This window comes from Lysobacter sp. CA199 (assembly GCF_052078715.1).
In the GTDB taxonomy this organism is placed as follows: Bacteria; Pseudomonadota; Gammaproteobacteria; order Xanthomonadales; family Xanthomonadaceae; genus Lysobacter.
The window spans coordinates 91,575-114,587 of sequence record NZ_JBQJIL010000008.1 but is presented as its reverse complement, the minus strand read 5'-3'; the positions used below and the strand labels follow the sequence as shown (position 1 = coordinate 114,587).

Annotated in this window: 20 protein-coding genes; 5 read left to right on the top strand and 15 right to left on the bottom strand. The window is 68.1% G+C overall.

Annotated features, from left to right (window positions below; genetic code table 11):
* Nucleotides 1–152 precede the first annotated feature (152 nt).
* Nucleotides 153–698, bottom strand: a complete 546-nt coding sequence (locus ACTOWJ_RS15570; protein WP_441335543.1) for a GNAT family N-acetyltransferase — start codon at nucleotides 696–698, stop codon at nucleotides 153–155.
* On the opposite strand from ACTOWJ_RS15570, the gene ACTOWJ_RS15565 reads away from it, so the two are divergent.
* Nucleotides 646–906, top strand: coding sequence for a DUF6053 domain-containing protein (locus ACTOWJ_RS15565; RefSeq protein ID WP_441335542.1), 261 nt, complete (start codon nucleotides 646–648; stop codon nucleotides 904–906). The genes ACTOWJ_RS15570 and ACTOWJ_RS15565 overlap by 53 nt on opposite strands.
* A gap of 79 nt (nucleotides 907–985) precedes the next feature.
* On the opposite strand, the gene aspS is transcribed toward ACTOWJ_RS15565, so the two are convergent.
* The 3 genes from aspS to ACTOWJ_RS15550 all read right to left on the bottom strand — a co-directional run bounded on the left by aspS (nucleotide 986) and on the right by ACTOWJ_RS15550 (nucleotide 5,532).
* Nucleotides 986–2,755, bottom strand: a complete 1,770-nt coding sequence (gene aspS / locus ACTOWJ_RS15560; protein WP_441335541.1) for an aspartate--tRNA ligase — start codon at nucleotides 2,753–2,755, stop codon at nucleotides 986–988.
* Between the two features lie 325 nt (nucleotides 2,756–3,080).
* Nucleotides 3,081–3,440, bottom strand: coding sequence for an FmdB family zinc ribbon protein (locus tag ACTOWJ_RS15555; RefSeq protein WP_441335540.1), 360 nt, complete (start codon nucleotides 3,438–3,440; stop codon nucleotides 3,081–3,083).
* A 211-nt stretch (nucleotides 3,441–3,651) separates the two neighbouring features.
* Nucleotides 3,652–5,532, bottom strand: coding sequence for an ABC-F family ATP-binding cassette domain-containing protein (locus ACTOWJ_RS15550; protein WP_441335539.1), 1,881 nt, complete (start codon nucleotides 5,530–5,532; stop codon nucleotides 3,652–3,654).
* Between the two features lie 204 nt (nucleotides 5,533–5,736).
* Here ACTOWJ_RS15550 and ACTOWJ_RS15545 point away from each other — a divergent pair, with 204 nt between their 5' ends.
* The 4 genes from ACTOWJ_RS15545 to ACTOWJ_RS15530 all read left to right on the top strand — a co-directional run bounded on the left by ACTOWJ_RS15545 (nucleotide 5,737) and on the right by ACTOWJ_RS15530 (nucleotide 11,949).
* The gene (locus tag ACTOWJ_RS15545) at nucleotides 5,737–8,139 is read left to right on the top strand and encodes a TonB-dependent receptor plug domain-containing protein (RefSeq protein WP_441335538.1); all 2,403 of its coding nucleotides are present in this window, start codon (nucleotides 5,737–5,739) and stop codon (nucleotides 8,137–8,139) included.
* 162 nt (nucleotides 8,140–8,301) lie between these two features.
* Nucleotides 8,302–8,616, top strand: coding sequence for a hypothetical protein (locus ACTOWJ_RS15540; RefSeq protein ID WP_441335537.1), 315 nt, complete (start codon nucleotides 8,302–8,304; stop codon nucleotides 8,614–8,616).
* Between the two features lie 871 nt (nucleotides 8,617–9,487).
* The gene (gene ybaL, locus ACTOWJ_RS15535; RefSeq protein ID WP_441335536.1) at nucleotides 9,488–11,179 is read left to right on the top strand and encodes a YbaL family putative K(+) efflux transporter; all 1,692 of its coding nucleotides are present in this window, start codon (nucleotides 9,488–9,490) and stop codon (nucleotides 11,177–11,179) included.
* 59 nt (nucleotides 11,180–11,238) lie between these two features.
* Entirely contained in the window at nucleotides 11,239–11,949 is a 711-nt protein-coding gene (locus tag ACTOWJ_RS15530) for a YceH family protein (RefSeq protein ID WP_441335535.1), read from the top strand.
* Nucleotides 11,950–12,689: 740 nt separating this feature from the next.
* On the opposite strand, the gene ACTOWJ_RS15525 is transcribed toward ACTOWJ_RS15530, so the two are convergent.
* The 11 genes from ACTOWJ_RS15525 to ACTOWJ_RS15475 all read right to left on the bottom strand — a co-directional run bounded on the left by ACTOWJ_RS15525 (nucleotide 12,690) and on the right by ACTOWJ_RS15475 (nucleotide 22,997).
* Nucleotides 12,690–13,673: an AraC family transcriptional regulator gene (locus tag ACTOWJ_RS15525; protein ID WP_441335534.1), complete on the bottom strand. Its 984-nt coding sequence runs from the start codon at nucleotides 13,671–13,673 to the stop codon at nucleotides 12,690–12,692.
* Between the two features lie 125 nt (nucleotides 13,674–13,798).
* On the bottom strand, nucleotides 13,799–14,542 hold the full coding sequence (locus ACTOWJ_RS15520) for an adenosylcobinamide-GDP ribazoletransferase (protein WP_441335783.1): 744 nt from the start codon (nucleotides 14,540–14,542) through the stop codon (nucleotides 13,799–13,801).
* Nucleotides 14,539–15,165, bottom strand: a complete 627-nt coding sequence (locus ACTOWJ_RS15515; protein ID WP_441335533.1) for a histidine phosphatase family protein — start codon at nucleotides 15,163–15,165, stop codon at nucleotides 14,539–14,541. The genes ACTOWJ_RS15520 and ACTOWJ_RS15515 overlap by 4 nt, the downstream gene beginning before the upstream one ends.
* 141 nt (nucleotides 15,166–15,306) lie before the next feature.
* Nucleotides 15,307–16,419 carry a nicotinate-nucleotide--dimethylbenzimidazole phosphoribosyltransferase gene (gene cobT, locus ACTOWJ_RS15510; RefSeq protein WP_441335532.1) on the bottom strand — a complete coding sequence of 371 codons (1,113 nt, stop codon included), beginning with the start codon at nucleotides 16,417–16,419 and terminating at the stop codon, nucleotides 15,307–15,309.
* Complete coding sequence (cobU, locus tag ACTOWJ_RS15505) at nucleotides 16,416–16,934, bottom strand: bifunctional adenosylcobinamide kinase/adenosylcobinamide-phosphate guanylyltransferase (RefSeq protein WP_441335531.1); 519 nt, start codon at nucleotides 16,932–16,934, stop codon at nucleotides 16,416–16,418. The genes cobT and cobU overlap by 4 nt, the downstream gene beginning before the upstream one ends.
* Nucleotides 16,922–18,400, bottom strand: coding sequence for a cobyric acid synthase (locus tag ACTOWJ_RS15500; RefSeq protein WP_441335530.1), 1,479 nt, complete (start codon nucleotides 18,398–18,400; stop codon nucleotides 16,922–16,924). The genes cobU and ACTOWJ_RS15500 overlap by 13 nt, the downstream gene beginning before the upstream one ends.
* On the bottom strand, nucleotides 18,397–19,410 hold the full coding sequence (gene cobD / locus ACTOWJ_RS15495; protein WP_441335529.1) for a threonine-phosphate decarboxylase CobD: 1,014 nt from the start codon (nucleotides 19,408–19,410) through the stop codon (nucleotides 18,397–18,399). Before cobD ends, ACTOWJ_RS15500 begins: the two co-directional genes overlap by 4 nt.
* A gap of 38 nt (nucleotides 19,411–19,448) precedes the next feature.
* Complete coding sequence (gene cbiB, locus ACTOWJ_RS15490; protein WP_441335782.1) at nucleotides 19,449–20,378, bottom strand: adenosylcobinamide-phosphate synthase CbiB; 930 nt, start codon at nucleotides 20,376–20,378, stop codon at nucleotides 19,449–19,451.
* A gap of 5 nt (nucleotides 20,379–20,383) precedes the next feature.
* A complete protein-coding gene (locus ACTOWJ_RS15485; protein WP_441335528.1) occupies nucleotides 20,384–21,649 on the bottom strand; it encodes a cobyrinate a,c-diamide synthase in 1,266 nt (421 codons plus the stop codon).
* Nucleotides 21,650–21,759: 110 nt separating this feature from the next.
* Nucleotides 21,760–22,401, bottom strand: coding sequence for a cob(I)yrinic acid a,c-diamide adenosyltransferase (gene cobO, locus ACTOWJ_RS15480; RefSeq protein ID WP_441335527.1), 642 nt, complete (start codon nucleotides 22,399–22,401; stop codon nucleotides 21,760–21,762).
* A complete protein-coding gene (locus tag ACTOWJ_RS15475; RefSeq protein WP_441335781.1) occupies nucleotides 22,398–22,997 on the bottom strand; it encodes a hypothetical protein in 600 nt (199 codons plus the stop codon). Before ACTOWJ_RS15475 ends, cobO begins: the two co-directional genes overlap by 4 nt.
* Nucleotides 22,998–23,013 lie beyond the last annotated feature (16 nt).

Here is a 23,013-nt window from a genome sequence, read left to right as displayed (position 1 = left end):
TGGTTTCGACGTAGTTGCGGTGGCGCGGTTGCGGCTCGCGCCGCTCCTACATGAGGCGACTGTAGGAGCTGCGCAAGCTGCGACCGCGAATCCGCAACAATTGCGAAAGTTTCGACGAAGTCGCGTTGGCGCGGTCGCGGCTCTCGCCGCTCCTACCCCCGAGGCCGCGTCGCCGCGCGCCGCAGGATAAATTCGTGATCGCGGGTGTCGCCCACCACGAATTCGTATTCGCCGACTCGCTCGAAGCCATAACGCCCGTAGAAGCGCTGCGCGCCATGGTTTTCGGACCACACCCCGATCCACAACGTCCGCGGCCCATCACGCTCCAGCCATGCCAACACCGCCTCGAACATGCGCGCGCCCCAACCGCCGTTCTGCGCCTCGCGCAAGACGTACAGGCGCTTGAGTTCGCCATCGCCCGACGCCACCTCGGCATGCGGCAAGCCGCAAGGACCGGCCAGCGCATGACCGACGGCGATGCCATCGCGCTCCAACAACCACGCGGCGTAGTTCGGATCGCTCAACAGCCGCCCGATCGCCTCGTGCGAATAGGTCTCGCGCAAAAATTCGGCCAAATGCTGCGGCGGATACGAATCGCCGAAAGTTTCGGTGAAGCTGCGCGCCGATACGTCGGCCAGGGCCGCGATGTCGGCGGGCGTGGCGCGACGCAGAGAGAAGTTGTCGACGGTAAGACTCATACGCCCTCGCTGGAACGACGATGGAAATTCAAGTGGGTCGACGGCTGCGCAATCAAACCGCATGCGCATCGCGGACGAAACGCGCGACGCGCTATCGGAATCTTCTGTGGGAGGGGCTTCAGCCCCGACGCTTTTCGGTCAGATCCGTTGCACCAGACCGAAAAGCGTCGGGGCTGAAGCCCCTCCCACAAAAGACCTCCCGGCCTAACCTCGTTTCCTCGCCTCCCAAAGCATCGACCCGGCGCGAAGCCGGGCCGATGCGCCGATCGCGATCCGATCCGATCCGATCAGGCCGGATCTTTCTTCGGCCGCACCATCACGTGTACCTCGGCCAGCTGCGCATCCGGAATCGGCGACGGCGCGCCGGTCATCAGGCATTGCGCGGTGGTGGTCTTGGGGAATGCGATGACGTCGCGGATCGATTCGGTGCCGGCCATCAGCGCCGCGATGCGGTCGATGCCGAAGGCGATGCCGCCGTGCGGCGGCGCGCCGTACTTGAGCGCGTCGAGCAGGAAACCGAACTTCGCCTCGGCCTCTTCCGTGCCGATGCCCAGCAGGTCGAACACCGCCGACTGCATCTGCGGACGATGGATACGAATCGAACCGCCGCCGATCTCGTTGCCGTTGAGCACCATGTCGTAGCCGCGCGACACTGCGGTCTTGGCGTTGGCGCGCAGGTCGGCGATGTCGTCCACCGCCGGCGCGGTGAAGGGGTGATGCAGGGCCACGTAGCGCTGCGCCTCTTCGTCCCACTCGAACATCGGGAAGTCGGTGACCCACAGCGGCTTCCAGCCGTCCTGGATCAGGCCCAGATCCTTGCCGAGCTTCAGGCGCAACGCGCCCATGAAGTCGCTGGCGGTCTTGTAGTCGGCCGCGCCGAAGAAGATCGCATCGCCGGTCTGCGCGCCCGAAGCCTCGACGATCTTGGCCAGGGTGGCATCGTCGAAGAACTTGGCGATCGGCGAGTTGATGCCCTCGCGGCCCTTGGACGCGTCCTCGATCTTCATCCACGCCAGGCCCTTGGCGCCGTGCTTGGCCGCATGCGCGCCGGCCTCGTCGATCTGCTTGCGCGACCAGCCCGCGGCGCCCGGTGCGCGCAGTGCGATCACGCGGCCGTCGGCGTGGTTGGCCCAATCGGTGAAGACCTTGAACTCGCAGGTCTTGACCAGTTCGGCGATGTCGGCGAATTCCAGGTCGATCCGCAGGTCCGGCTTGTCCGAACCGTAGCGGCGCATCGCCTCGGCATAGGTCATGCGCGGAAATTCGGCGGCCAGTTCGACATCGATGCTTTCCTTGAACACTACGCGGATCATGCCTTCCACGGTGTCCTGCACATCGCGCTCGGACACCCAGGCGAATTCCATGTCGAGCTGGGTGAACTCGAGCTGGCGATCGGCGCGCAGCGCTTCGTCGCGGAAGCAGCGCGCGATCTGGTAGTAACGGTCGAAGCCGGCCACCATCAGGATCTGCTTGAACAACTGCGGCGACTGCGGCAGCGCGTAGAACTCGCCCGGATGCATGCGCGCCGGAACCAGGAAGTCGCGCGCGCCTTCGGGCGTGGCCTTGGTCAGGATCGGGGTTTCGATGTCCTGGAAGCCGCGCGCGTCGAGCCAGCGGCGCAGCGACTGCACCAAACGGATGCGCGTGCGCATCATCTTCTGCATCTCGGGACGGCGCAGGTCCAGGTAGCGGTAGGTCAGACGGGTTTCTTCGCCGGCGTTCTCATGGGCGTGGAACGGCAGCGGTTCGGCCTTGTTGAGCACTTCGATCGAGGTCGGCAACACTTCGACCTTGCCGCTGCGGATTTTGTCGTTGGCCGCGCCGCGCGCGCGCACGGTGCCGATCACGCGCACGCAGCTTTCCACGCTCAGATCGCCGGCGATCTTGAACAGATCGGCCATGTCCGAATCGACCACGATCTGGACCACGCCTTCGTGATCGCGCAAATCGGTGAACACCACGTGGCTTTGGACTCGATTGGTGTTGACCCAGCCGCACAGGGTGACGGTCTGGCCGATCAGCGCCTCATCGACGAGGCCGCAGAAGTGGGTACGCATGGAAGCTCCAATTGGTCGATCTGTGAATCTTGGGGGTGTCGCGGGGCGGGATCGGCCGCGGCGCGGCCGGGACGATCACCTCACCGGCCGTGGGCCGGGGTCGAACATTCTAGTCCACCGGCAGCATTCCCGGTGCCTCGAGGTCTTTTGTGGGAGGGCCTTCAGGCCCGACGCTTTTCGCTAAGGCGCTGCGTCCGGCCGGAAAGCGTCGGGCCTGAAGGCCCTCCCACAAAAGACCTCGGGAATGCGCGGCGGGCGCGGCCCGGAAACGAAACGGGCGCCTCGCGGCGCCCGTTCGGGATCGGATCGATAACCGGCCAGAGGCTCAAGACGCCCCGCCACCGGTGCTCGCAGGCTTGTTCGCCGGCGCCGATTCGGCCTTCTTTTCGGGCTTGGCGTCGGCCTTCTTCTCGGCCGGTTTGCTGTCGCCACCGGAGGCCGCGGTCGAGGAAGACGCCCCGCCCGAGCTGCCCTCGCCCGCCAGATTGCGCTTCTTGTCGCCGTCCTTCTTGAAATCGGTCTCGTACCAGCCACCGCCGGCCAGACGGAACTGCGGGGCGGTCAACTGCCGGCCGACCTTCTGCGCGCCGCATTCGGGGCAGACGGTCGGATCGGCGTCGGACAGCTTCTGCAGGCAGTCGAAGCTGTGGCCGCAGGCGCTGCATTGGAAGGCGTAGATGGGCATGGCGATGGCTGTGTTCGGAACGGCTGAATGCAACAGTTTGGGGACGGATCGCGCCGATGCAAGCGCTGTCGAGCGCCGTGAGACCCCGATTCGGGGCTTGCGCGCCCTCATCCGCCCCTGCGGGACACCTTCTCCCGCAGAGCGGGAGAAGGGAACAGCCGAGCATCGTTCCATCCCTCTTCCGCTCGCTGAAAGAGGGATGGTGAGGGGCTCAAGCCGCGTCGTACAACGACATCCACTCCGCCTCGGCCTTGGCCAGTTCGGCGGCGACCTGGTCGCGTTGCTTGGCCAGTTCGGCCGCGTTGTCGCCGCCGCCGGCGTACTTGGTCGGGTCGGCCAGATCCATGTCCAGCGTATGCAGCCTGGATTCCAGCTCGGCCACGCGCTTTTCGGCTTCGGCGAGCTTGATCGGATTGACCTTGCGCGCGCCCTTGCCACCGGACGCCTGCTTGGCCGCCGATGCGGCCGCGGTGGCCTGCGCGGCGGCCTTGGCCACCGCCGCGCCCTTGCCGTCGTTGCTGTTGTCGCGGGTGCGCAGCCATACCGCGTAGGCGTCGAGATCGCCGTCGAACGGTTGGGCCACGCCGTCGGCGACGCGCCAGAAGGTTTCGCAAACCAGGCCGATCAAGTGGCGGTCGTGCGAGACCAGCACGATCGCGCCGGGGAAATCCGACAGCGCTTCGGCCAGGGCTTCGCGCACGTCGAGGTCCAAGTGGTTGGTCGGTTCGTCGAGCAGCAGCACGTTCGGTTTGCGCCAGGCGATCATCGCCAGGGCCAGACGCGCGCGTTCGCCGCCGGAGAAGCCGTCGACCGATTCGAAGGCGCGGTCGCCGGGGAAATTCCACTTGCCGAGGAAATCGCGCAGTTGCTGGGTCGGCACGCCCGGGGCGATTTCGATCAGATGATCGATCGGGCTCACGCCGGCATGCAGGGATTCGACCGTGTGCTGGGCGAAGTAGCCGATGCGCAGATCCGGGTGGCCGCCGCGCTCGCCGGTGAGCAATTCCAACTCGCCGACCAGCGATTTGACCAGGGTCGACTTGCCCGCGCCGTTGGGGCCGAGCAAGGCGATACGGTCGCCGGCTTCGAGGATGAAGCTGACGTCGTCGAGGACGACGTGATCGCCGTAGCCGCAATCGGCGTGGATCAGGCGCAGCAAGGCGTGCGGCAGCTTGGTCGGCGCGGGGAATTCGATCCGCATCGCGCGTTCCATGCGCACCGCCTCGGTGCCGACCATCTTGGCCAGGCGCTTGACCCGCGACTGCGCCTGCTTGGCCTTGGCCGCGCTGGCGCTGAAGCGGTCGATGAAGCTCTGCAGATGGGCGCGCTCGGCCTGCTGCTTTTCGTGGGTGATCTGCTGCAGGCGCAGATGCTCGGCGCGCTGACGTTCGAACGAGGTGTAATCGCCGACGTAGAGCTTGGCCTTGCCGTCGTGCAGATGCAGGGTATGGGTGGTGACCTCGTCGAGGAACTCGCGATCGTGCGAGATCAGCAGCAAGGTGCCCGGGTACTTGAGCAGCCATTGCTCCAGCCACAGCACCGCGTCGAGGTCCAAGTGGTTGGTCGGTTCGTCGAGCAGCAGCAGGTCCGACGGGGTCATCAGCGCGCGCGCCAGGTTCAGGCGCACGCGCCAGCCGCCGGAGAACTCCTTGACTGCGCGCTCGTGGGTATCGGCGCTGAAACCCAGGCCGTGCAGCAGCTTGCCGGCGCGCGCGGTGGCGTCGTAGCCGCCGAGCTCTTCGAGCTGATGATGGGCCTCGGCGACGGCTTCCCAGTCCTCGCGCTCGACCGCTTCGCGCTCGGCGACGATGACCTTGTAGACGTTGGCGTCGCCGGACAGGACGAAGTCCAGCGCCGGGTCGTCCAAGGCCGGGGTTTCCTGAGCCACGCTGGCGATACGCACGCGGTTGGGCACGTCGATATCGCCGCGGTCGGCCTCGACCTCGCCCTGGATCGCCGCGAACAGCGAGGACTTGCCGGTGCCGTTACGGCCGATCACGCCCACCCGCCAGCCGGCGTGCAGGGTCAGGTCTACGTTGGACAGCAGCAGGCGTTCGCCACGCCGCATGGCGAAATCACGGAAAGAAATCATGCCGATATGGTCGCATGACTGATCGGCATTTGCTCATGAGCACAGGTTCGGCCACGACCGGGCCGGCCGCCGAATAATCGGGACGTCGGCCTCAGACCGCCCCCACGCGTCAACGAGATCGCCCTCCACGGCAAAGCGCCCCCGGCGCCGGCCGCGGTGGTGGCGCTTGCCCTGACGTCCCCCGTTCGACCGCCCGGAGTCTCCATGTCCCGTCGTCTGTCCCTGCTCAGCACCGCCGTAACGCTCGCCCTCGCCACCTCGCCCGCCTGGGCCCAGGACGCCGGCGCTACCGAGGCGGCCGCCTCCAACCCGACCAATCTGGACACGCTGATCGTCACCGGTACCCGCGTGGCCGACCGCACTGTTGCCGAATCCACCGCGCCGATCGACATCATCACCCCGCAGACCCTGGAGGCGACCGGCACGGTCGAACTGGCCACCGCGTTGTCGCGCGCCCTGCCTTCGCTGAACTTCCCGCGCCCGGCGATCACCGACGCCACCGACGCGGTGCGCCCGGCGCAGTTGCGCGGGCTGGCGCCGGATCAGGTGCTGGTGCTGGTCAACGGCAAGCGCCGCCACACCACGTCGTTGATCAACCTCAACGACAGCATCGGCCGCGGCTCCTCGCCGGTGGACCTCAACGCGATCCCGATCGCCGCGATCGAACGGGTGGAAGTGCTGCGCGACGGCGCTTCGGCGCAATACGGTTCGGACGCGATCGCCGGCGTCATCAACATCGTGCTCAAGGGCTCGGGCGAAGGCGGCTCCATCGCCGCGCGCTACGGCCAGTTCAGCGCCGGCGACGGCAAGCAGTACCAACTGTCGGGCGATGCCGGTTTCAAACTCGGCGAAAACGGCAGCGTGCACCTGTCCGCGCAAGGCGGCCACAGCGACAACACCGACCGCGCGCGGCCGTACCTGGGCACGGTCACGCCGACCAGCAATCCGGCCGGCAAGGTCGTGCACCGTTACGGCGATCCGGAAATCGATCAGGCCGCTGTCGCGTACAACGCCGAATACAAGGCCGCCGAAGGCGTGGAGTTCTATTCCTTCGGCACCGCCAGCCGCCGCCGCGCGATTTCCAACGGCTATTTCCGCGCGCCCGGCAATGCCAACAACATCCTGTCGGTGTATCCGAACGGATTCCTGCCGCAGATCGACAACGTCAGCAAGGACCGCGCGCTCGTGCTCGGCCTGCGCGGCCAGACCGCCGGCGGCTGGAACCTCGACCTGAGCTACAACTACGGCCAGAACCAGCTCGATTTCGACGTGCGCAACAGCCTCAACCGCACCCTCGGCGTCGCCTCGCCGCACGATTTCTATATCGGCGCGCTCGAAGTCACCCAGAACGTGCTCAACGCCGATTTCAACAAAGCCTTCGACATAGGCTGGCTGAAGTACCCACTGACCGTCGCCTTCGGCACCGAGTGGCGCGGCGAGAAATTCAACCAATCCGCCGGCGAACTGGCCTCGTACGTCGCCGGCCCCGAACCCGGCGCGCCGGGCGCGCAGGTGTTTCCGGGCTTCACCCCGTCGGATGCGAGCCGGCGCAATCGCAACAGCCACTCGTTCTATGTTGATCTGGAAACCGACGTGACCGACAAGCTCTCGCTGGGCGCCGCGGCGCGCTACGAGAGCTACAGCGACTTCGGCGAGACCACCTCGGGCAAGCTGTCGGCGCGTTACGCCTTCACCGACAAGGTGGCGCTGCGCGGCACGGTCTCGACCGGCTTCCGCGCGCCGTCGCTGCAGCAGCAGTTCTACCAGTCCACTCAGACCGTGATCGTGCTCGGCGATCCCAATCCGTTCCAGGTGCGCACCTTCGCCGTCGACGACCCGGCCGCCGTCGCGCTTGGCGCCGAGCCGCTGAAGGCCGAGGAATCGACCAATATCGGCCTGGGCCTGGTGCTGCAACCGGTGGAAGGTCTGTACATCACCGTCGACGCGTATCAGATCGATGTGGACGACCGCATCATCCTCTCGGAAAACCTGCGCGGGCCGGCGGTGGCGACCTTTCTTGAAGCGCGCGGCTATCCCGGCATCAACGGCGGCCGTTACTTCACCAACGCCGTGGATACGCGCACTCGCGGCATCGACGTCGTCGGCAGCTACAAGTGGACGCTCGGCGGCGGTACGCTGGATCTGACCGGCGGCTACAACCACAACAAGACCACGCTCGAGCGCATCGCCGCCAATCCGCCGGAGCTCACCGCCGGCGGTTTGAATCTGCAGCGCATCGGCCGGGTCGAACAAGGCCGCATCACCCAGGGCGCTCCGCGCGACAAGTTCTTCCTCGGCGGCGCTTGGAACACCGGGCCTTGGCGCTTCGATGCCACCGCCACGCGCTACGGCGAATTCCACACCTTCAACGACGATCCCAGCGGCGTGCGCGATCAGACCTATTCGGCGAAGTGGACCTTGGATCTGGCCGCCACCTACGCCATCGACGGATGGGAGTTCACCGTCGGCGGCGACAACGTGCTCAACGAATACCCGGACGAATCGATCTACGCCAACAGCGAAAGCGGCCAGTTGCCCTACAGCGGCAACTCGCCGTTCGGGTTCAACGGCGCGTTCGCGTACGCCAAGGTCGGCTACAAGTGGTGAAACCGCGGGAGGCGGCGCATTGCCGCCTCCCCGGCGCTCCCGGTCCGGGCGCGGCGCGTCCGGACCGGCGGCAGGGATTGGCGCAATGCGTCAAGACCCGGCGCGCCGCGATGCTACCCTCCCCGGGCCGAATGACTCGGCGCAATCATGGGAAGGAATGTCATGTCCAAGTCTCGCTTGCTGACCCCGGTATTGCTCGCATCGATCACCGTCGTCTCGGCCTTGCTGCCCGTATCCAGCGCGTTCGCGGCTTGCAACGATTGCGGCTGGCTCTTCATCCGCTGCATGAGCCGCGCGGATACGCCCGAAAAGGAACAAGAGTGCGAAGACGCGCGGGTGCTGTGCGAAGAAACCTTCTGTACCAATCCGCTGGCCGCGCGATGGGAATTGCCGCAGCCCGCTGCCGCCAATCCGCTGCCGGCGCCGACCGATGAGGCCGCAACGCGGAACCCGCGCGAAAAATCGAGCGCTCAGTAACGCCGGCGCGAACCTTCGACGGACGGCAAACGAAAAGCCCCGCATTTGGCGGGGCTTTTTTTATCGCCGGGCCCGGCCGACTTCAGGCATGCACCCGACTCAGGAAATCGTGGACCAGCGGCAGGGCCTGGTCGAAATGGGTTTCCAGCAGCCAGTGGCCCGCGCCATCGAGCAGATGAAGCTCGGCGTCGTGCAGGATCATCGCGCCGGACTGTAAAGCGTCGGGGCTGAAGCTCCCTCCCACAAAAGACCTCGCTGCGCCGTCGGTCGCTTGGTTCGGTGCGCAATGCCGCACTCGCCACATCCGCGCGGATATGAAAGAGCCGAGCGCCAAGTGTTGAGTGGTGCGGGCGGGACACTGAGCGCGAAGCGACGAGGTCTTTTGTGGGAGGGGCTTGAGCCCCGACGCTTTTATTCAAGATCATCGCCCCGGACTGTAAAGCGTCGGGGCTGAAGCTCCCTCCCACAAAAGACCTTGCTGCGTCATCGGTCGCTTGGAGCTGATGGCCCTCCCACAAAAGACCTCGCTACGCCGTGCAGCGCTGGGCCGCTGCGTCATTGCCTGGCCTGCACATCGCCGCGGCTACGATTTCGCGCAAATCGCTCGGTCCACGCACGATCGGCCGCGCGGGGCTGAACCGGAATTCATCCAAATCATGCGCGAGCGAAAGCGCTGCGATCGGCCACCGGCGAACCGCGTCGCAGCCCTGCCCGGCAAGCGTGCAGTCGCTGAACGCCACCGTCGCCGGCCTCGGGAATCCAGGTAAAAATCTCGCAGAAACAATCGTTTGCGACACTCAGTCAAACGAGAAAGACTTGCGTCGAATGCCCTGAGCACACATTCTCTAAGGACCAGACCACAGGAGATCCGATGCACCACACCTCCCTGATCGCGATCCTGGTAGCCAGCTTCGTCCTGGCCTTCATCTTCGGAATGATTGCGCAACGCCTGCGGCTGTCGCCGCTGGTGGGCTACCTCATCGCCGGCATCATCGCCGGCCCCTTCACGCCGGGTTTCGTCGGCGACCAGACGCTCGCGCCGCAGTTGGCCGAAATCGGCGTCATCTTGCTGATGTTCGGTGTCGGGTTGCATTTCTCGCTGGGCGATCTGCTCGAAGTGAAAGCCATCGCATTGCCCGGCGCGATCCTGCAGATCGCGGTGGCGACCGCGTTGGGCTGGGGCATGGCGCTGGCGTTGGGCTGGTCGCACGGGGCGGGCATCGTGTTCGGCCTGGCCTTGTCGGTCGCCAGTACCGTGGTGCTGTTGCGCGCGCTGGAGGAACGCCGCCTGGTGGAAACCGCCAAGGGCCGGATCGCGGTGGGTTGGCTGATCGTCGAGGACTTGGCGATGGTGCTCGCGCTGGTGCTGCTGCCGGCGCTGTCGGGCCTGCTCAAGGGCGAGGCCACCGAAGGTTCGGCGATCTGGAGCCAGTTGTTCATCACCCTGGCCAAGGTCGGCGCCTTCGTCGCCTTCATGCTGATCGTCGGACGGCGGGTGATTCCGTGGATTCTCGAACGCGTGGCCGGCACCGGTTCGCGCGAGTTGTTCACTTTGTGCGTGCTGGCGATCGCGCTGGGCGTGGCGTTCGGTTCGGCCGAACTGTTCGGGGTGTCGTTCGCGCTGGGCGCGTTCTTCGCCGGCATGATGCTCAACGAATCCGAATTCAGCCATCAGGCCGCCAACGAGACCCTGCCGTTGCGCGATGCGTTCGCGGTGTTGTTCTTCGTCTCGGTCGGCATGCTGTTCAACCCGATGATCCTGATCCAGGAGCCGCTGGAAGTGCTGGCGGTGTTCGCGATCATCGTGATCGGCAAATCGGCCGCCGCTTACGCGCTGGTGCGCGCGTTCGGCAAGCCCAACTCGACCGCGCTGATGATCTCCGCCAGCCTGGCCCAGATCGGCGAGTTCTCCTTCATCCTCGCCACTCTCGGCCTGGACCTGGGGATCCTGCCCAAGGAAGGCCAGGACCTGATCCTCGCCGGCGCGCTGATGTCGATCATCGCCAATCCGCTGCTGTTCGCCTGGCTGGACCGCAAGAACGCGCGCGATGCCGCGGCGTTGCAGGAAGCGCTGGTCGACCCGGTGGTTCCGCCGGTGCCGGCCGACATCGACAAGCACGTGATCCTGATCGGTTACGGCCGGGTCGGCAGCGAACTGGCGCGGCTGTTGACCGACCAGAAGGTGCCGCTGGTGGTCATCGACGGCGAGGACAGCCTGATCGCCAAGGCGCGAGCGGCCGGGTTGCCGGCGATCCTGGGCAACGCGGTCAACGAGCGGGTGCTGCGCGAGGCCGTGCCCGAACGCGCCACCACGGTGATGCTGGCGATTCCGCAAGCATTGGAAGCCGGCGAGATCATTGCCAAACTCAGGGAGATGAACCCGGCGCTGAGCATCGTCGCGCGCGCGCACAGCGACAACGAGGTCCGCCACCTGATCGAACACGGCGCCGACGGCGCGGTGATGGCCGAGCGCGAATTGGCGCACAGCCTGGCCGAGATGGTGCTGGCCGCGCCGGTGTATCGCGGCTCACGCCATCTGCCGCCATCGACGGCACTGGCGTGAGCGGGTTAGGCTGAATCGATCGTCCCGCAACACTGTCCTTTCGAGAAACAAGCACGGCCATGAGCGAAATCGATACCTCCGAGCCCGGGTCCGCCGGCACCGAACCCTCCGACGACAACACCGCCCCGGACAATCTCGCGCCGCAGCTCAGCGCGGCCGAGGCGCGGGTGATCGGCTGCCTGATCGAGAAGGAAGCGACCACGCCCGACGTCTACCCGCTGACCCTCAACGCCATCGTCACCGCGTGCAATCAGAAGACCTCGCGCGAACCGATCATGGCGCTGGAGCAAGGCGAGGTCGCCAACGTGCTGCGCCGGTTGGAACCGCGCGGCTGGATCAAGTCGCAGCACACCGCACGCGCGGAGCGTTACTCGCATCGCGCCGGTGGCGTGCTCGATACCACCCGACCGCAGACGGTGCTGATCGCGTTGTTGATGCTGCGCGGCCCGCAGACCGCTTACGAACTGCTCTCGCGCAGCGAACGCATGGCCAAGTTCGACTCGGTCGGCGACGTGCAATACGCGCTGGAACGTCTGAGCCAGCATTCGCCGCCGCTGGTGCGTTTGCTCGGCCGCCAGTCCGGTCAGCGCGAAGACCGTTACGGCCACCTGCTCAGCGGCGAACCGGTGTGGAACGGTTCGATCGGTGGCGCTTACGACGAACACGCCGCGGCTTCGCCCTCGGCGCAATCGGCGCTGGTCGAACGGATCGCGGCGCTGGAAGCCAAGGTCGCCGAATTGGAAGCACGGCTGGAAGCGGCCGGGGCCTGAACTCCGTAGTCGCCGGAACCGGGCGGCGAAGGCTGCCACAGCCCCCGCGATTCGAGAATTCATCGCCGCCGCGGATTCGCGGTCGCGGCTTGCGCCGCTCCTACGGCGAGCACTCGCTCCGTCCGTCAGCCCTTGTAGGAGCGGCGCGAGCCGCGACCACGCAGTCGCCGGCACCGGGCGGCGAAGGCTGCCGGATGTTTGCGATTCGAGAATTCATCGCCGCCGCGGATTCGCGGTCGCGGCTTGCGCCGCTCCTACAGCGAGCGCTCGCCCTGTCCGTCAGCCCTTGTAGGAGCGGCGCGAGCCGCGACCACGCAGTCGCCAGAACCGGGCGGCGAAGGCTGCCGGATGTCCGCGATTCGAGAATTCATCGCCGCCGCGGATTCGCGGTCGCGGCTTGCGCCGCTCCTGCAGCGAGCGCGCGCCCTGTCCGTCAGCCCTTGTAGGAGCGGCGCGAGCCGCGACCACGCAGTCGCCAGAACCGGGCGGCGAAGGCTGCCGGATGTCCGCGATTCGAGAATTCATCGCCGCCGCGGATTCGCGGTCGCGGCTTGCGCCGCTCCTGCAGCGAGCGCGCGCCCTGTCCGTCAGCCCTTGTAGGAGCGGCGCGAGCCGCGACCACGCAGTCGCCAGAACCGGGCGGCGAAGGCTGCCGGATGTCCGCGATTCGAGAATTCATCGCCACTGCGGATTCGCGGTCGCGGTTTGCGCCGCTCCTGCAGCGAGCGTCCGTCCCCGGTTCAGGCCAACGGCAGATAGATATCGGTGCGCAGCAAGGCCTGCGGAACTTCGTCGGGATCGTCGAGGTATTCGTGGTGCAGCGGCGCATCGCGCAAGGATTCGCCGCTGTCGGGCAGCCAGCGCGCCAACAGCGCGTCGGTCAGCGCTTCGAGCCCGTCGAAAGCGCCGACATGGCGGACGCGCGCGTAGCGTCCACCGCCCAATCGCATCATCCGCAACCCGCCGCCCGGGTCGAGGTCGAACCCGGCTTCCAGGGCCAGCACGCAATCGAACGCGCAGGCTTGCGGCGGTACGTCGCGGCGGTCGTCCCACGGCACGCCGTACAGACCGCGCAGCGAATCCAGCAGACCCCGCTCGGCGGCCCAGTCGAACAAGCGGTGGTAGCCGCCGTTTTTCTCCGCGTACGCCCCGGTGACCCGCAGCGCGACGACCTGGAACGGATCCACGCTGACCACCTCGACCCGCAATGGCGGCAGCGGCTCGGACGCCGCCGGTTGCGGCGGCGACGACAACCGATCGATCTCGCGCCATAGCCGCTCGGGCTCGGCGCGCAGTTCGCTCGGGGTGCCGCCGACGCTCTGGCGGAACGCGCGGCTGAACGCCTGCGGCGTTTGATAGCCGACCGCGAGCGCGGCGTCGGTGACGGTGCGCTCGACGCTGGCGAGCAGGCGCAATCCCTGCAGCAAGCGCAGCCGCGCCACGGTCTGGCCGGTGGTCTCGCCGGTCATCGCGCGGTAGACGCGGTGGAAATGGAACGGCGAGAACGATGCGGCCTCGGCCAGGCGGCTCAGTTCGGGCGGCTCTTCGCCGCGCACGATCGATTGCTCGATCAGCGCGACCGCGCGTTCGATCCGACGCTGATGGGCGTCGCGCGTGCCGGGCTTGAACGCGCCCTGGCCCCGCTCCGACACTGGCGCATGGTCGTCCGCGACGCGTTCGCCGTCGACGGTGTCGGCCGCAGGCGGACCCTGATGCACGGACACGGGACGTTCCTTGACGGGGGGCATGGTCGAGCTCCTCGCGATCGTCGGTGGGGAATCGGTGCTCAGCCTCGCAGCCCGGGACCGGGCCGGCGGTTCCTATCTTGCGCTTTCGCGTCGTGCGCGGTTCACCACGACAGCGCCATCGCGACCAGCACGCCCGCCTCGATCAATTCGGTCAATGCGCCGCAGGTATCGCCGGTCATGCCTTGCAAGCGGCGCATGCAGGCGCGCCGCCACAGCCAGAAGATCAGGCCGGCGCTGAACACGGCCAGCGCACCGCGCCAGCCGGCGACCGCGCACACGGCCACACTGGCCAGCACCGCGACGATGCAGGCCGCACGCGGCGCATCGACCAGCGCCTGGCCCAGGCCGCCGCCGCGCACGTAGGGCGTGGTCAGAAACGCCAGGGTCAGGCTGGCCCGCGCCAACATCGGCGCCAACAACAGCGTGGTCCAGGCCGGCTGCGGCAGGCTGGCCAAGGCGGCGAATTTCAACAGCAACGTCAGCGTAACCACGACCACCGCGATCGGCCCGCTGCGCGGATCTTTCATGATCGTCAGGGTGCGCTCGCGGCGTTGTGCCGGATCCAGTCCCATGCCGCCGACCCAGGCGTCGGCGCTGTCGGCCAGGCCGTCCAGATGCAAGGCGCCGGTCAGCGCGACCCACGCCGCCAGAAGCAGCGCCGCCGACAACAGCGGTGGCCGGGTCTGCAGAACCCAGGCCAAGGCGCACAGCAACGCGCCGATCAACACACCGACCAAGGGATACCAGACCAGCGAGCGCGCCTGCGCGCGTGGATCGGCGAAGGCCGAGGCCGGCACCGGAATCCGGGTGAGGAACCCGATCGCGGCCAGCAACGCCCGCATCAGCCGTCGACCGGATCAGCCTGGGCCCGCGGCGCGGCGGGCGCGGCTTCGCGCGAGGTTTCGTGCATGCTCTTGGGCGGCCAGCTCAGCGAATGCAGCGAGGCGTGGGCAACGTCGATATTGAGCAGATCGGTGTAGCGCCGGCCCACGGCCAGACAGCGCAGCAGGCGGATCACGCCGCCGTGGCTCACCGCCAGCACGCGTTGGCCGGCGTGCTCGCGCACGATCGCATCGGCGGCCGCGATCAGCCGCGCGGCGAAATCGGCGAAGCGTTCCGCGCCCGGCGGCGGGTGCGCGACCGGATCGGCCCAGAAACGCGCCAGCGCCTCGCCTTGTTCGGCGGCGATGACGTCGACCGCCATCCCCTGCCACGCGCCGAAGTGGTATTCGCGCAAACGCGGCTCCAGCGCCAGCGGCAGACCGCGCGCCTGCGCCAGTTCTTGCGCGAACGCCGCGCAGCGTTGCAGCGGTGAGCTGACGATGACATCCCATTCGCGGCCGAGCACCGCGTCGCGCATTTGCCGCCAGCCCAGTTCCAGCAGGCTGTCGTCGAGTTGGCCGCGGTAGCTGCGATGGCCGGTGTCGCCATGGCGCAGCAGGTCGATCGAGGTGGCGCTGGAAGTCATCGCGGCATCGGTCCTTGTGCGCGGTCGGTCGACCAGGGCACCGATGATGCCCGTTCGGCCCCGTTCGGGGAATGGGACCGGGCGCGCAGTCGCACAGGCATACGCAGTTCGACACCGCGCCCGCGCCGAACGCGATGCGACTCAGTGCGCATGCGTGCCGTCGCTGCCCGATACGCCGGCCTGAGCGAAGGTCGCCATGCCGTTGTGCAGGTCGCAGGCCAGCCGCAGCAGCGGCACCGCCACCGCCGCGCCGCTGGCTTCGCCCAGGCGCATTCCCAGGTCCAGCAACGGCCGCGCCTGCAGCGCGTCGAGCACCGCCGCGTGCCCGCGCTCGTGCGAGCGGTGCGCATACAGCAGCCAGTCGCGGCAACCCGGATTGAGCCGCAGCGCGGTCAACGCGGCGACGCTGGAGATGAAACCGTCGACCAGCACCGGCAATCCGGCCTGGGCGGCGGCCAGGTACGCGCCTGCCAGAGCGGCGATCTCGAAACCGCCCAGGCGGCGCAGACGTTCCAGATCGTCGCCGGCGGCCGCGTGCAAGGCCAAGGCGCGTTCGATCACCGCAGCCTTGTGGGCGATGCCGGCCGCATCGAGCCCGGTGCCCGCGCCGGCCAATCCGGTCGGCGCGCGCTGCAGCAGCGCGCAGGCCAGCGCCGCGGCCGAAGTCGTATTGGCGATACCCATCTCGCCGCCGATGAACAACTGCGCGCCCGCGTCCGATGCCGCGCGCACGCTGACCGCGCCGGCCGCCAGCGCGGCGCGCAACTGCGCTTCGCTCATCGCCGGCTCGATGCAGAAATTGCTGGTGCTCGGCGCGATGATCGCGCGACGCACGCCCGGCACCGGACCAGGATCGTTGACCGTGCCCAGATTCACCACCTCCAGGGTCACCTGCCCTGTCGCGCCCAAGCTGCGCGCCAGCACGCTGATCGCCGCGCCGCCGCTGGCGAAGTTGCGCACCATCTCGCCGGTGACCGCCTGCGGAAACGCCGACACGCCCTCGGCGGCGACACCGTGATCGGCGGCGAACACGCTGATCCAGACCCGCTCGACCGACGGCGTTGGCGTGCGCTGCAACCACGCCAACCGCACCGCCAATTCCTCCAGCGCGCCGAGCGACCCCGGCGGCTTGGTCAACTGCCCCTGGCGCGCGCGCGCCTGAGCCTGGATCTGCGCATTGGCCTGCATGCAATCGCGCCGCCACCAATCGCCCGCATCGCTCGCATCCGAACGCCTTGCGTCCACGCCGCTCACAGCGCGGGCCCCTTCAGCAGCATCGGCAGCCCCGCCGCGACGAACACCACCCGATCGCACGACTGCCCCAGCGCCTGATGCAGGCGACCGGCCTCATCGACGTAACGCCGGGTCAGCGCGCCCATCGGCACCACGCCCAATCCGACCTCGTTGCTGACCAAAAGCACCGACCCGTCCACCCCAGCCAAGGTCGAAAACAAGGCTCTACGCTCGCGCTCCCACACCTCGACATCCTCCAACCCCAACAAATTACTGAGCCACAACGTCAAACAATCCACCAACACACAGCGCCCCGGCGCGGCATGCCTTCGCAAGGCGTCGGCCAAGGCGAACGGTTCTTCGACGCAACCCCAGGCCGCGGGCCGACGTTGCCGATGGTGTGCGATGCGCTCGCTCATTTCCGTGTCCAACGCCTGCGCGGTGGCGATGTAGACCACATCATCGAACGCAGACGCCATGCGTTCGGCCAAGGCGCTCTTGCCCGAACGCGCGCCGCCGAGAATCAGACTGTGCATGGGTCGTGCTCCAGGCCGAACAACGCGGCCAATGCGGTGGTGTCCAGGTGCGCCTGAACCGCGTCGGCGAGACGGTCGATGCCGGCCTCGCGCAAGCCGCGCAGATCCAGGGTCTGCGCTTGCTCCAGACCGGCCCAGCGCAGCAGCGCGGCCAGCGCCTCGGGCTCGTCGAACACGCCGTGCAGATAGGTGCCGAGAATCTGTCCGTCGGCCGATATCGCGCCGTCGCCGCGGCCGTCGTCCAATACCACCGCGGGATGCTCCAAGGCCGGACCGACGCTGATCCCGCAATGGATCTCGTAACCGCCGGCGGCGACGTCGGCGAAGGCGAGCCGGCCGCGCACGTTGCGCAGTTGTTTGTGCGCCTGCAGCGTGGTGTCCAGGTCCAACCAGCCCAGGCCTTCGCTCGAACCCGCCGGACCCTCCAGGCCGAGCGGATCGCGCACGCCGCGGCCGAGCATCTGCAATCCGCCGCAAATGCCGAGGAGTTTTCCGCCGTAGCGCAGATGCCGCGCGATCGCCTCCGCCCAACCTTGCCGGCGCAGCCAATCCAGATCGGCGCGGGTGGACTTGGAACCCGGCAACACGATCAGATCGCAGGCCGGCGGTGTTTCGCCGGGCCCGACGAAGACGCAGTCGACCTGGGGATGCGCGCGCAGCGCGTCGAAATCGTTGTGGTTGCTGATCCGCGGCAGGGCCGGCACCGCCACCCGCAAACGCGCGCCCGGCTTGGCCGCGGCGTGGCGCGGCAGCGCGTCCTCGGCTTCCAGATGCAAGCCTTGCAGATACGGCAGCACACCGAGCACCGGCTTGCCGGTTTCGCGCTCCAGCCACTCCAGACCCGGCTGCAACAGAGCCAGGTCGCCGCGAAACCGGTTGATCACGAAGCCGGCGACTCTTGCCCGTTCGCTGTCCGACAACAAGGCCAGGGTGCCGACCAGATGCGCGAACACGCCGCCGCGATCGATGTCGGCGATCAACAGCACCGGACAATCCACCGCCTCGGCATAGCCCATGTTGGCGATGTCGTTGGCGCGCAGATTGATCTCGGCCGGGCTGCCGGCGCCTTCGACCACCACCGCGTCGAAGCGTTCGGCCAAGCGATGGTGCGAGGCCAGCACCGCCTCCATCGCCACGCGTTTGTAGTCGTGATACGCGCGCGCATCCAGGTTGATCACCGCGCGGCCGTGCACGATCACCTGGGCGCCGGTGTCGCTGTTGGGCTTGAGCAGGATCGGATTGAAATCGGTGTGCGGCGCCAGACCGGCGGCCTGCGCCTGCACCGCCTGGGCGCGGCCGATCTCGCCGCCGTCCTCGGTCACCGCCGAGTTCAGCGCCATGTTCTGCGGCTTGAACGGCGCCACCGCGACGCCGCGCCGACGCAACCAGCGGCATAACGCGGTGACCAGCGCGCTCTTGCCCGCATCGGACGTACAGCCTTGAACCATCACCACCCGCGCCGTCATGGCTCGCTCCTGTCGGCATCGTTGAAGGCTTGGACGACCTGCGCCAGCGCCTGGTCCAAGCGTTGCCATTCGTGCTCCGCGCCCGGCAGGCCGAAGCGCAGGCTGGCCGGTTGCTCGAACCAGCGGGTCAGGATGCCGCGTTGCGCCAGCGCCTGATGCCATTGCAGCGCGCGCGGATCGCGCCGCCATTGGAAGAACGCGCTGCCGCCGCTGGGTACCAGGCCGTGCGCGCTCAGCATCGCGGCCAGACGCGCGCCTTGGGCGAGCAATCGCCGGCGCATCGCCGCCTGCCAATCGCGATCGGCCAGCGCCTGACGCATCACATAGCGCGCCGGGCCGGTCAGCGTCCACGGGCCCAGGCGTTCGCGCAGGGCTTCAAGCAAATCCGGCGCGGCGCAGACGAAGCCCGCGCGCGCGCCGGCCAGGCCGAAGAACTTGCCGACCGAACGCAGTACGATCAATCCCGCGCGCGCACTGTCGGCGCAGACGCTGCGCTCGGGCGTGGCGTCGATGAAGGCCTCGTCGATGAGCAACCAGCCGCCGCGCGCGGCCAACTCCGAATGCAGCGCGATCAGCGCCTCGCGTTCGAACGCGTCGCCACCGGGATTGTTCGGATGGATCAACACGATCACGTCGAAAGCCTCGGCACGGGCGAACAGTTCCGCCGCCGGCGCCGTCTCTACCGCATGCCCGGCACGGCGCCAGGCATGCGCGTGCTCGGCGTAACCGGGCGCGAGCACGCCGACCCGCGAACGCGCGCGCAACTGCGGCAGCACCTGGATCGCCGCCTGCGAACCGGCCACCGGCAGCAGATGTTCTGCGCCGTAACAGGCGCGCGCTGCCTCGATCAGACCGTCGTCGTCTTCCGGCAATCGATGCCAGGCGCGCGCGGGAATCTCCGGCACCGGCCAGGCGCTCGGGTTGATGCCTGTGGACAGGTCCAGCCAGTCCTGCGCCGCGATGCCGTAGCGCTGCGCCGCACGCAGCAGGCGGCCGCCGTGTTCAAGCATGGAGGCGATCTCCGCGCCGACTCTGCGCGGCGCGCGGCTCAGGCCCGTGCATACGTCCACTCCGCCCAGGCCCACAGCAAAACGGCCGCCACCCAGATCACGGCGCCGCGGTCGACCATCGTCAACGCGCGCCGGATCGAATCGGCATCCGGCGCGGCGCCCTCGCCCAACAACGGGTGCGATTCCCACACGCCGTGATACGGCGCATCGCCGCCCAGGCGCACGCGCAGCGCGCCGGCGCCGGCGGCCATCACCGGTCCCGCGTTCGGGCTGTCCCAGGTCCGCGCCTGGGTGCGCCAGCAACGCAGCGCACTGCGGGTATGACCGAGCGCGGCGTAGGTCGCGGCGGTCAGCCGCGCCGGAATCCAGTTCAGCACGTCGTCGCTACGCGCGGCCGCCCAACCGAAGCGTTCATAGCGCTGCGTGCGATAACCCCACATCGCATCCAGGGTATTGGCCAGGCGATAGAACACCGCGCCGGCCGGCCCGAGCGCGACGAACCAGAACAACGCCGCGAACACCGCGTCGCTGCCGTTCTCCAGCACCGATTCGGTCGCCGCCGCGGCGACGCGTTCGGCGTCCAGCGCCTGTGTGTCGCGGCTGACGATGCGGGCGACCGCGCGACGCGCGCAAGCCAGATCGCCGGCGGCTAAAGCCTCGGCAACCGGCCCGGCGTGCTCGTTCAAGCTGCGCAGCCCGATCGCCAGATACAGCATCGCGGCCGCGTATACGCCGCCGGCCCACGGCGACAGCTCGAACAGCAGACGCTCCATCCACCACACCATCGCGCTCAGCGGCAACACCGCCAACGACCATGCCATCGCGCCGCGCGCGCGGCTGTCGCGGTGCAAGGCCGATTCGATCGCGCGCGCCAGCCGGCCGAACGCGACCAGCGGATGCGCGCGGCGCGGCTCGCCCAGCAGCGCATCCAGCAGCACGCCGCACAGCATCGCCAGCGACAGCGGCATCGCGCTCATGGCCGCAACAGTTGCACGGCCGCGGCGGGATCGGACGGGAAGTAGAAATGCACGAAGCTCGCGGTCAGGCGCTTGCGGCGATACACCGCTTCGCGGCTGGGCCCGCCGTTGGGGTTGTGCGATTGCGCGATGGCTTCGGCCTGGATCTGCGCGCTCGCGTAATGGAAGGTGTGCCCGCGCAGTTCGCCTTCGGGCAGCACCACCGACTGCAGACCCAACGCGGCCAGCCGCGGCTGGATCGCCGCGCTGCCGCGCAGCAGGCCGGCCATGTCGCCGCTGCGCCCTTCGCGGTCGCGCAGCGAGTCCAGCGCGTACAACAAACCTCCGCACTCGGCGAGCAAGGGCTTGCCGGCGTCGACGTGGCGATGCAGGGCTTCGCGCAACGCCGCGTTGGCCGACAGCGCGGCCAGATGCAGTTCCGGATACCCGCCGGGCAGCCAGACCGCGTCGCATTCGGGCAACGTGTCGCCGGCGACCGGCGAGAAGAACGTCAGCTCCGCGCCGGCCTGGCGCAACAGTTGCAGGTTCGCCGGATAGAGGAAACAGAACGCGACGTCGCGCGCGATCGCGATGCGTGCGTCTTGCAAGTGTGCGGGCACGTCGGCGCAGGCCGCCGCCGCGAAGTCCACCGGCGGCGGCAGTTCGGTATCGGCGTGTTCGGCCCAGGCGTCGGCCAGCGCGTCCAAGCGCACGTCGATATCGCCCAGCTCGCCCGCCGCGACCAGGCCCAGATGCCGCTCGGGCAAGGCCAGCGCGGCATCGCGCGGCAGTGCGCCGAGCCAGCGCAGATCCGCCGGCAGACTCTCGCGCAGCAACTGCGCGTGATACGCGCTGCCGATCCGGTTGGCGGCCACGCCGTACACGCGCAAGCCGTCGCGATAACGCGCCAAGCCAGTCGCCAGTGCGCCGAAAGTCTGCGCCATCGCTGAGCCGTCGATCACCGCCAGCACCGGGATGCCGAGACGTTGCGCCAAATCGGCGCTGGAAGGCGAGCCGTCGAACAGGCCCATCACGCCCTCGATCAGGATCAGATCGGCTTCGCCCGCGGCCGCATGCAGGCGCGCGCGCACGTCGGCTTCGCCGCACATCCACAGATCCAGTTGCTCCGCGCGATGGCCGCTGGCGCGTTCGAGCACCATCGGATCGAGAAAATCCGGGCCGGTCTTGAACACCCGCACCCGCCGCCCCTGGCGCGCATGCCAGCGCGCGAGCGCGGCGGTGACGCTGGTCTTGCCTTGGCCGGATGCGGGAGCGGAGATCAACAGGGCCGGACAGCGGCGATTGGGGATCGGGGATTCGGGATTCGCAGAAGCAAAGGTCGAGACGCCCGACGCTTTGTCGAATCCCGAATCCCCGACCCCCAATCCCGGCTTCACAGCTCTATCCCCTTCTGCGCCTTGATCCCCGCCTTGAACGCATGCTTGACCACGCGCATGTCGGTGACCGTATCGGCCGCTTCGATCAGCGCGTCCGGCGCACCGCGGCCGGTGATCACCACATGCTGCCGCGGCGGGCGCGCAGCGACCGCGGCCAACACCTGCTCCAGTGCCACGTAGCGATGGGCCAGGGCGATATTGAGCTCGTCGAGCAGCACGAAGTCGTAAGCCGGATCGGCGAGCATCTTCGCCGCGACCGCCCAGGCCGAATCCGCGGCGGCGATATCGCGCTGCTTGTCCTGGGTTTCCCAGGTGAAGCCCTCGCCCATCACGTGATAGTCCAGTTCCTCGAAGCGGCGGAAGAAGGCTTCTTCGCCGGTCGAAAAACTACCCTTGATGAATTGCACGACCCCGCATTTGAAACCGTGGCCGAGCGAACGGGCGAGCATGCCGAAGCCGGACGAGCTCTTGCCCTTGCCGTTGCCGGTATTGACCACCAGCACGCCGCGCTCGATGGTCGCCTTGGCGATCTTGCGATCGATCAGCTCCTTCTTGCGCTGCATGCGTTCGCGGTGTTTGTCCTCGTTCAAGCCGGCGTAGCCCGCGCGATCGGGCGCGGTGTCCTCGGGCGCGCTCATGCCCGCGCTCCAGCGCGTTGGCGGCTACCGACCAGACGCCCGATCGCATACACCGCGAAGCCGGCTCCGACGTAACCGGCCAAGGTCCCCAGCGTGCGCGGGTAATAACGCGGCACGCGGTCGATGAAGCCGGCCAGGCTCGCATCGGGGTAACGACCGGACAGGAAATAGAAGCCGCCCTTGGAGATCACATAGGCCACCGCCGAGGTCGCCAGCAACACCAGCACCAGCCGCGGCACGCTGCTCCAATGGTCGCGATGCATGCGCGAATACAGGCGACCGCCCCACCACAAGCTGCCGTACGCCAGGGCCAGCGCCCAATACGCTGGCGACAGGCACCAGTCGGTCACCCGGCCCAACGCCAGACTGGCCAGATCCAGCAGCGAGGACAGCACGAACAACGCCGGAAACGCCCAGCCCGGACGCAGCATCGCTCCGGCCAGGAAGAACACCGCCCACGATGCGCTGGGCAACGCGTCGACGGTGGCGAAATGTTGCCCGCGCGTGCAGATCATCAGCGCGGCCAGGGCCGCCGCGGTCAGCAGTTGCGCGTTGCGCGAGCGCAGCGGCAAGACCGCGTCGCTGGGAGCAAGCAGGATCGGCATGATCGGA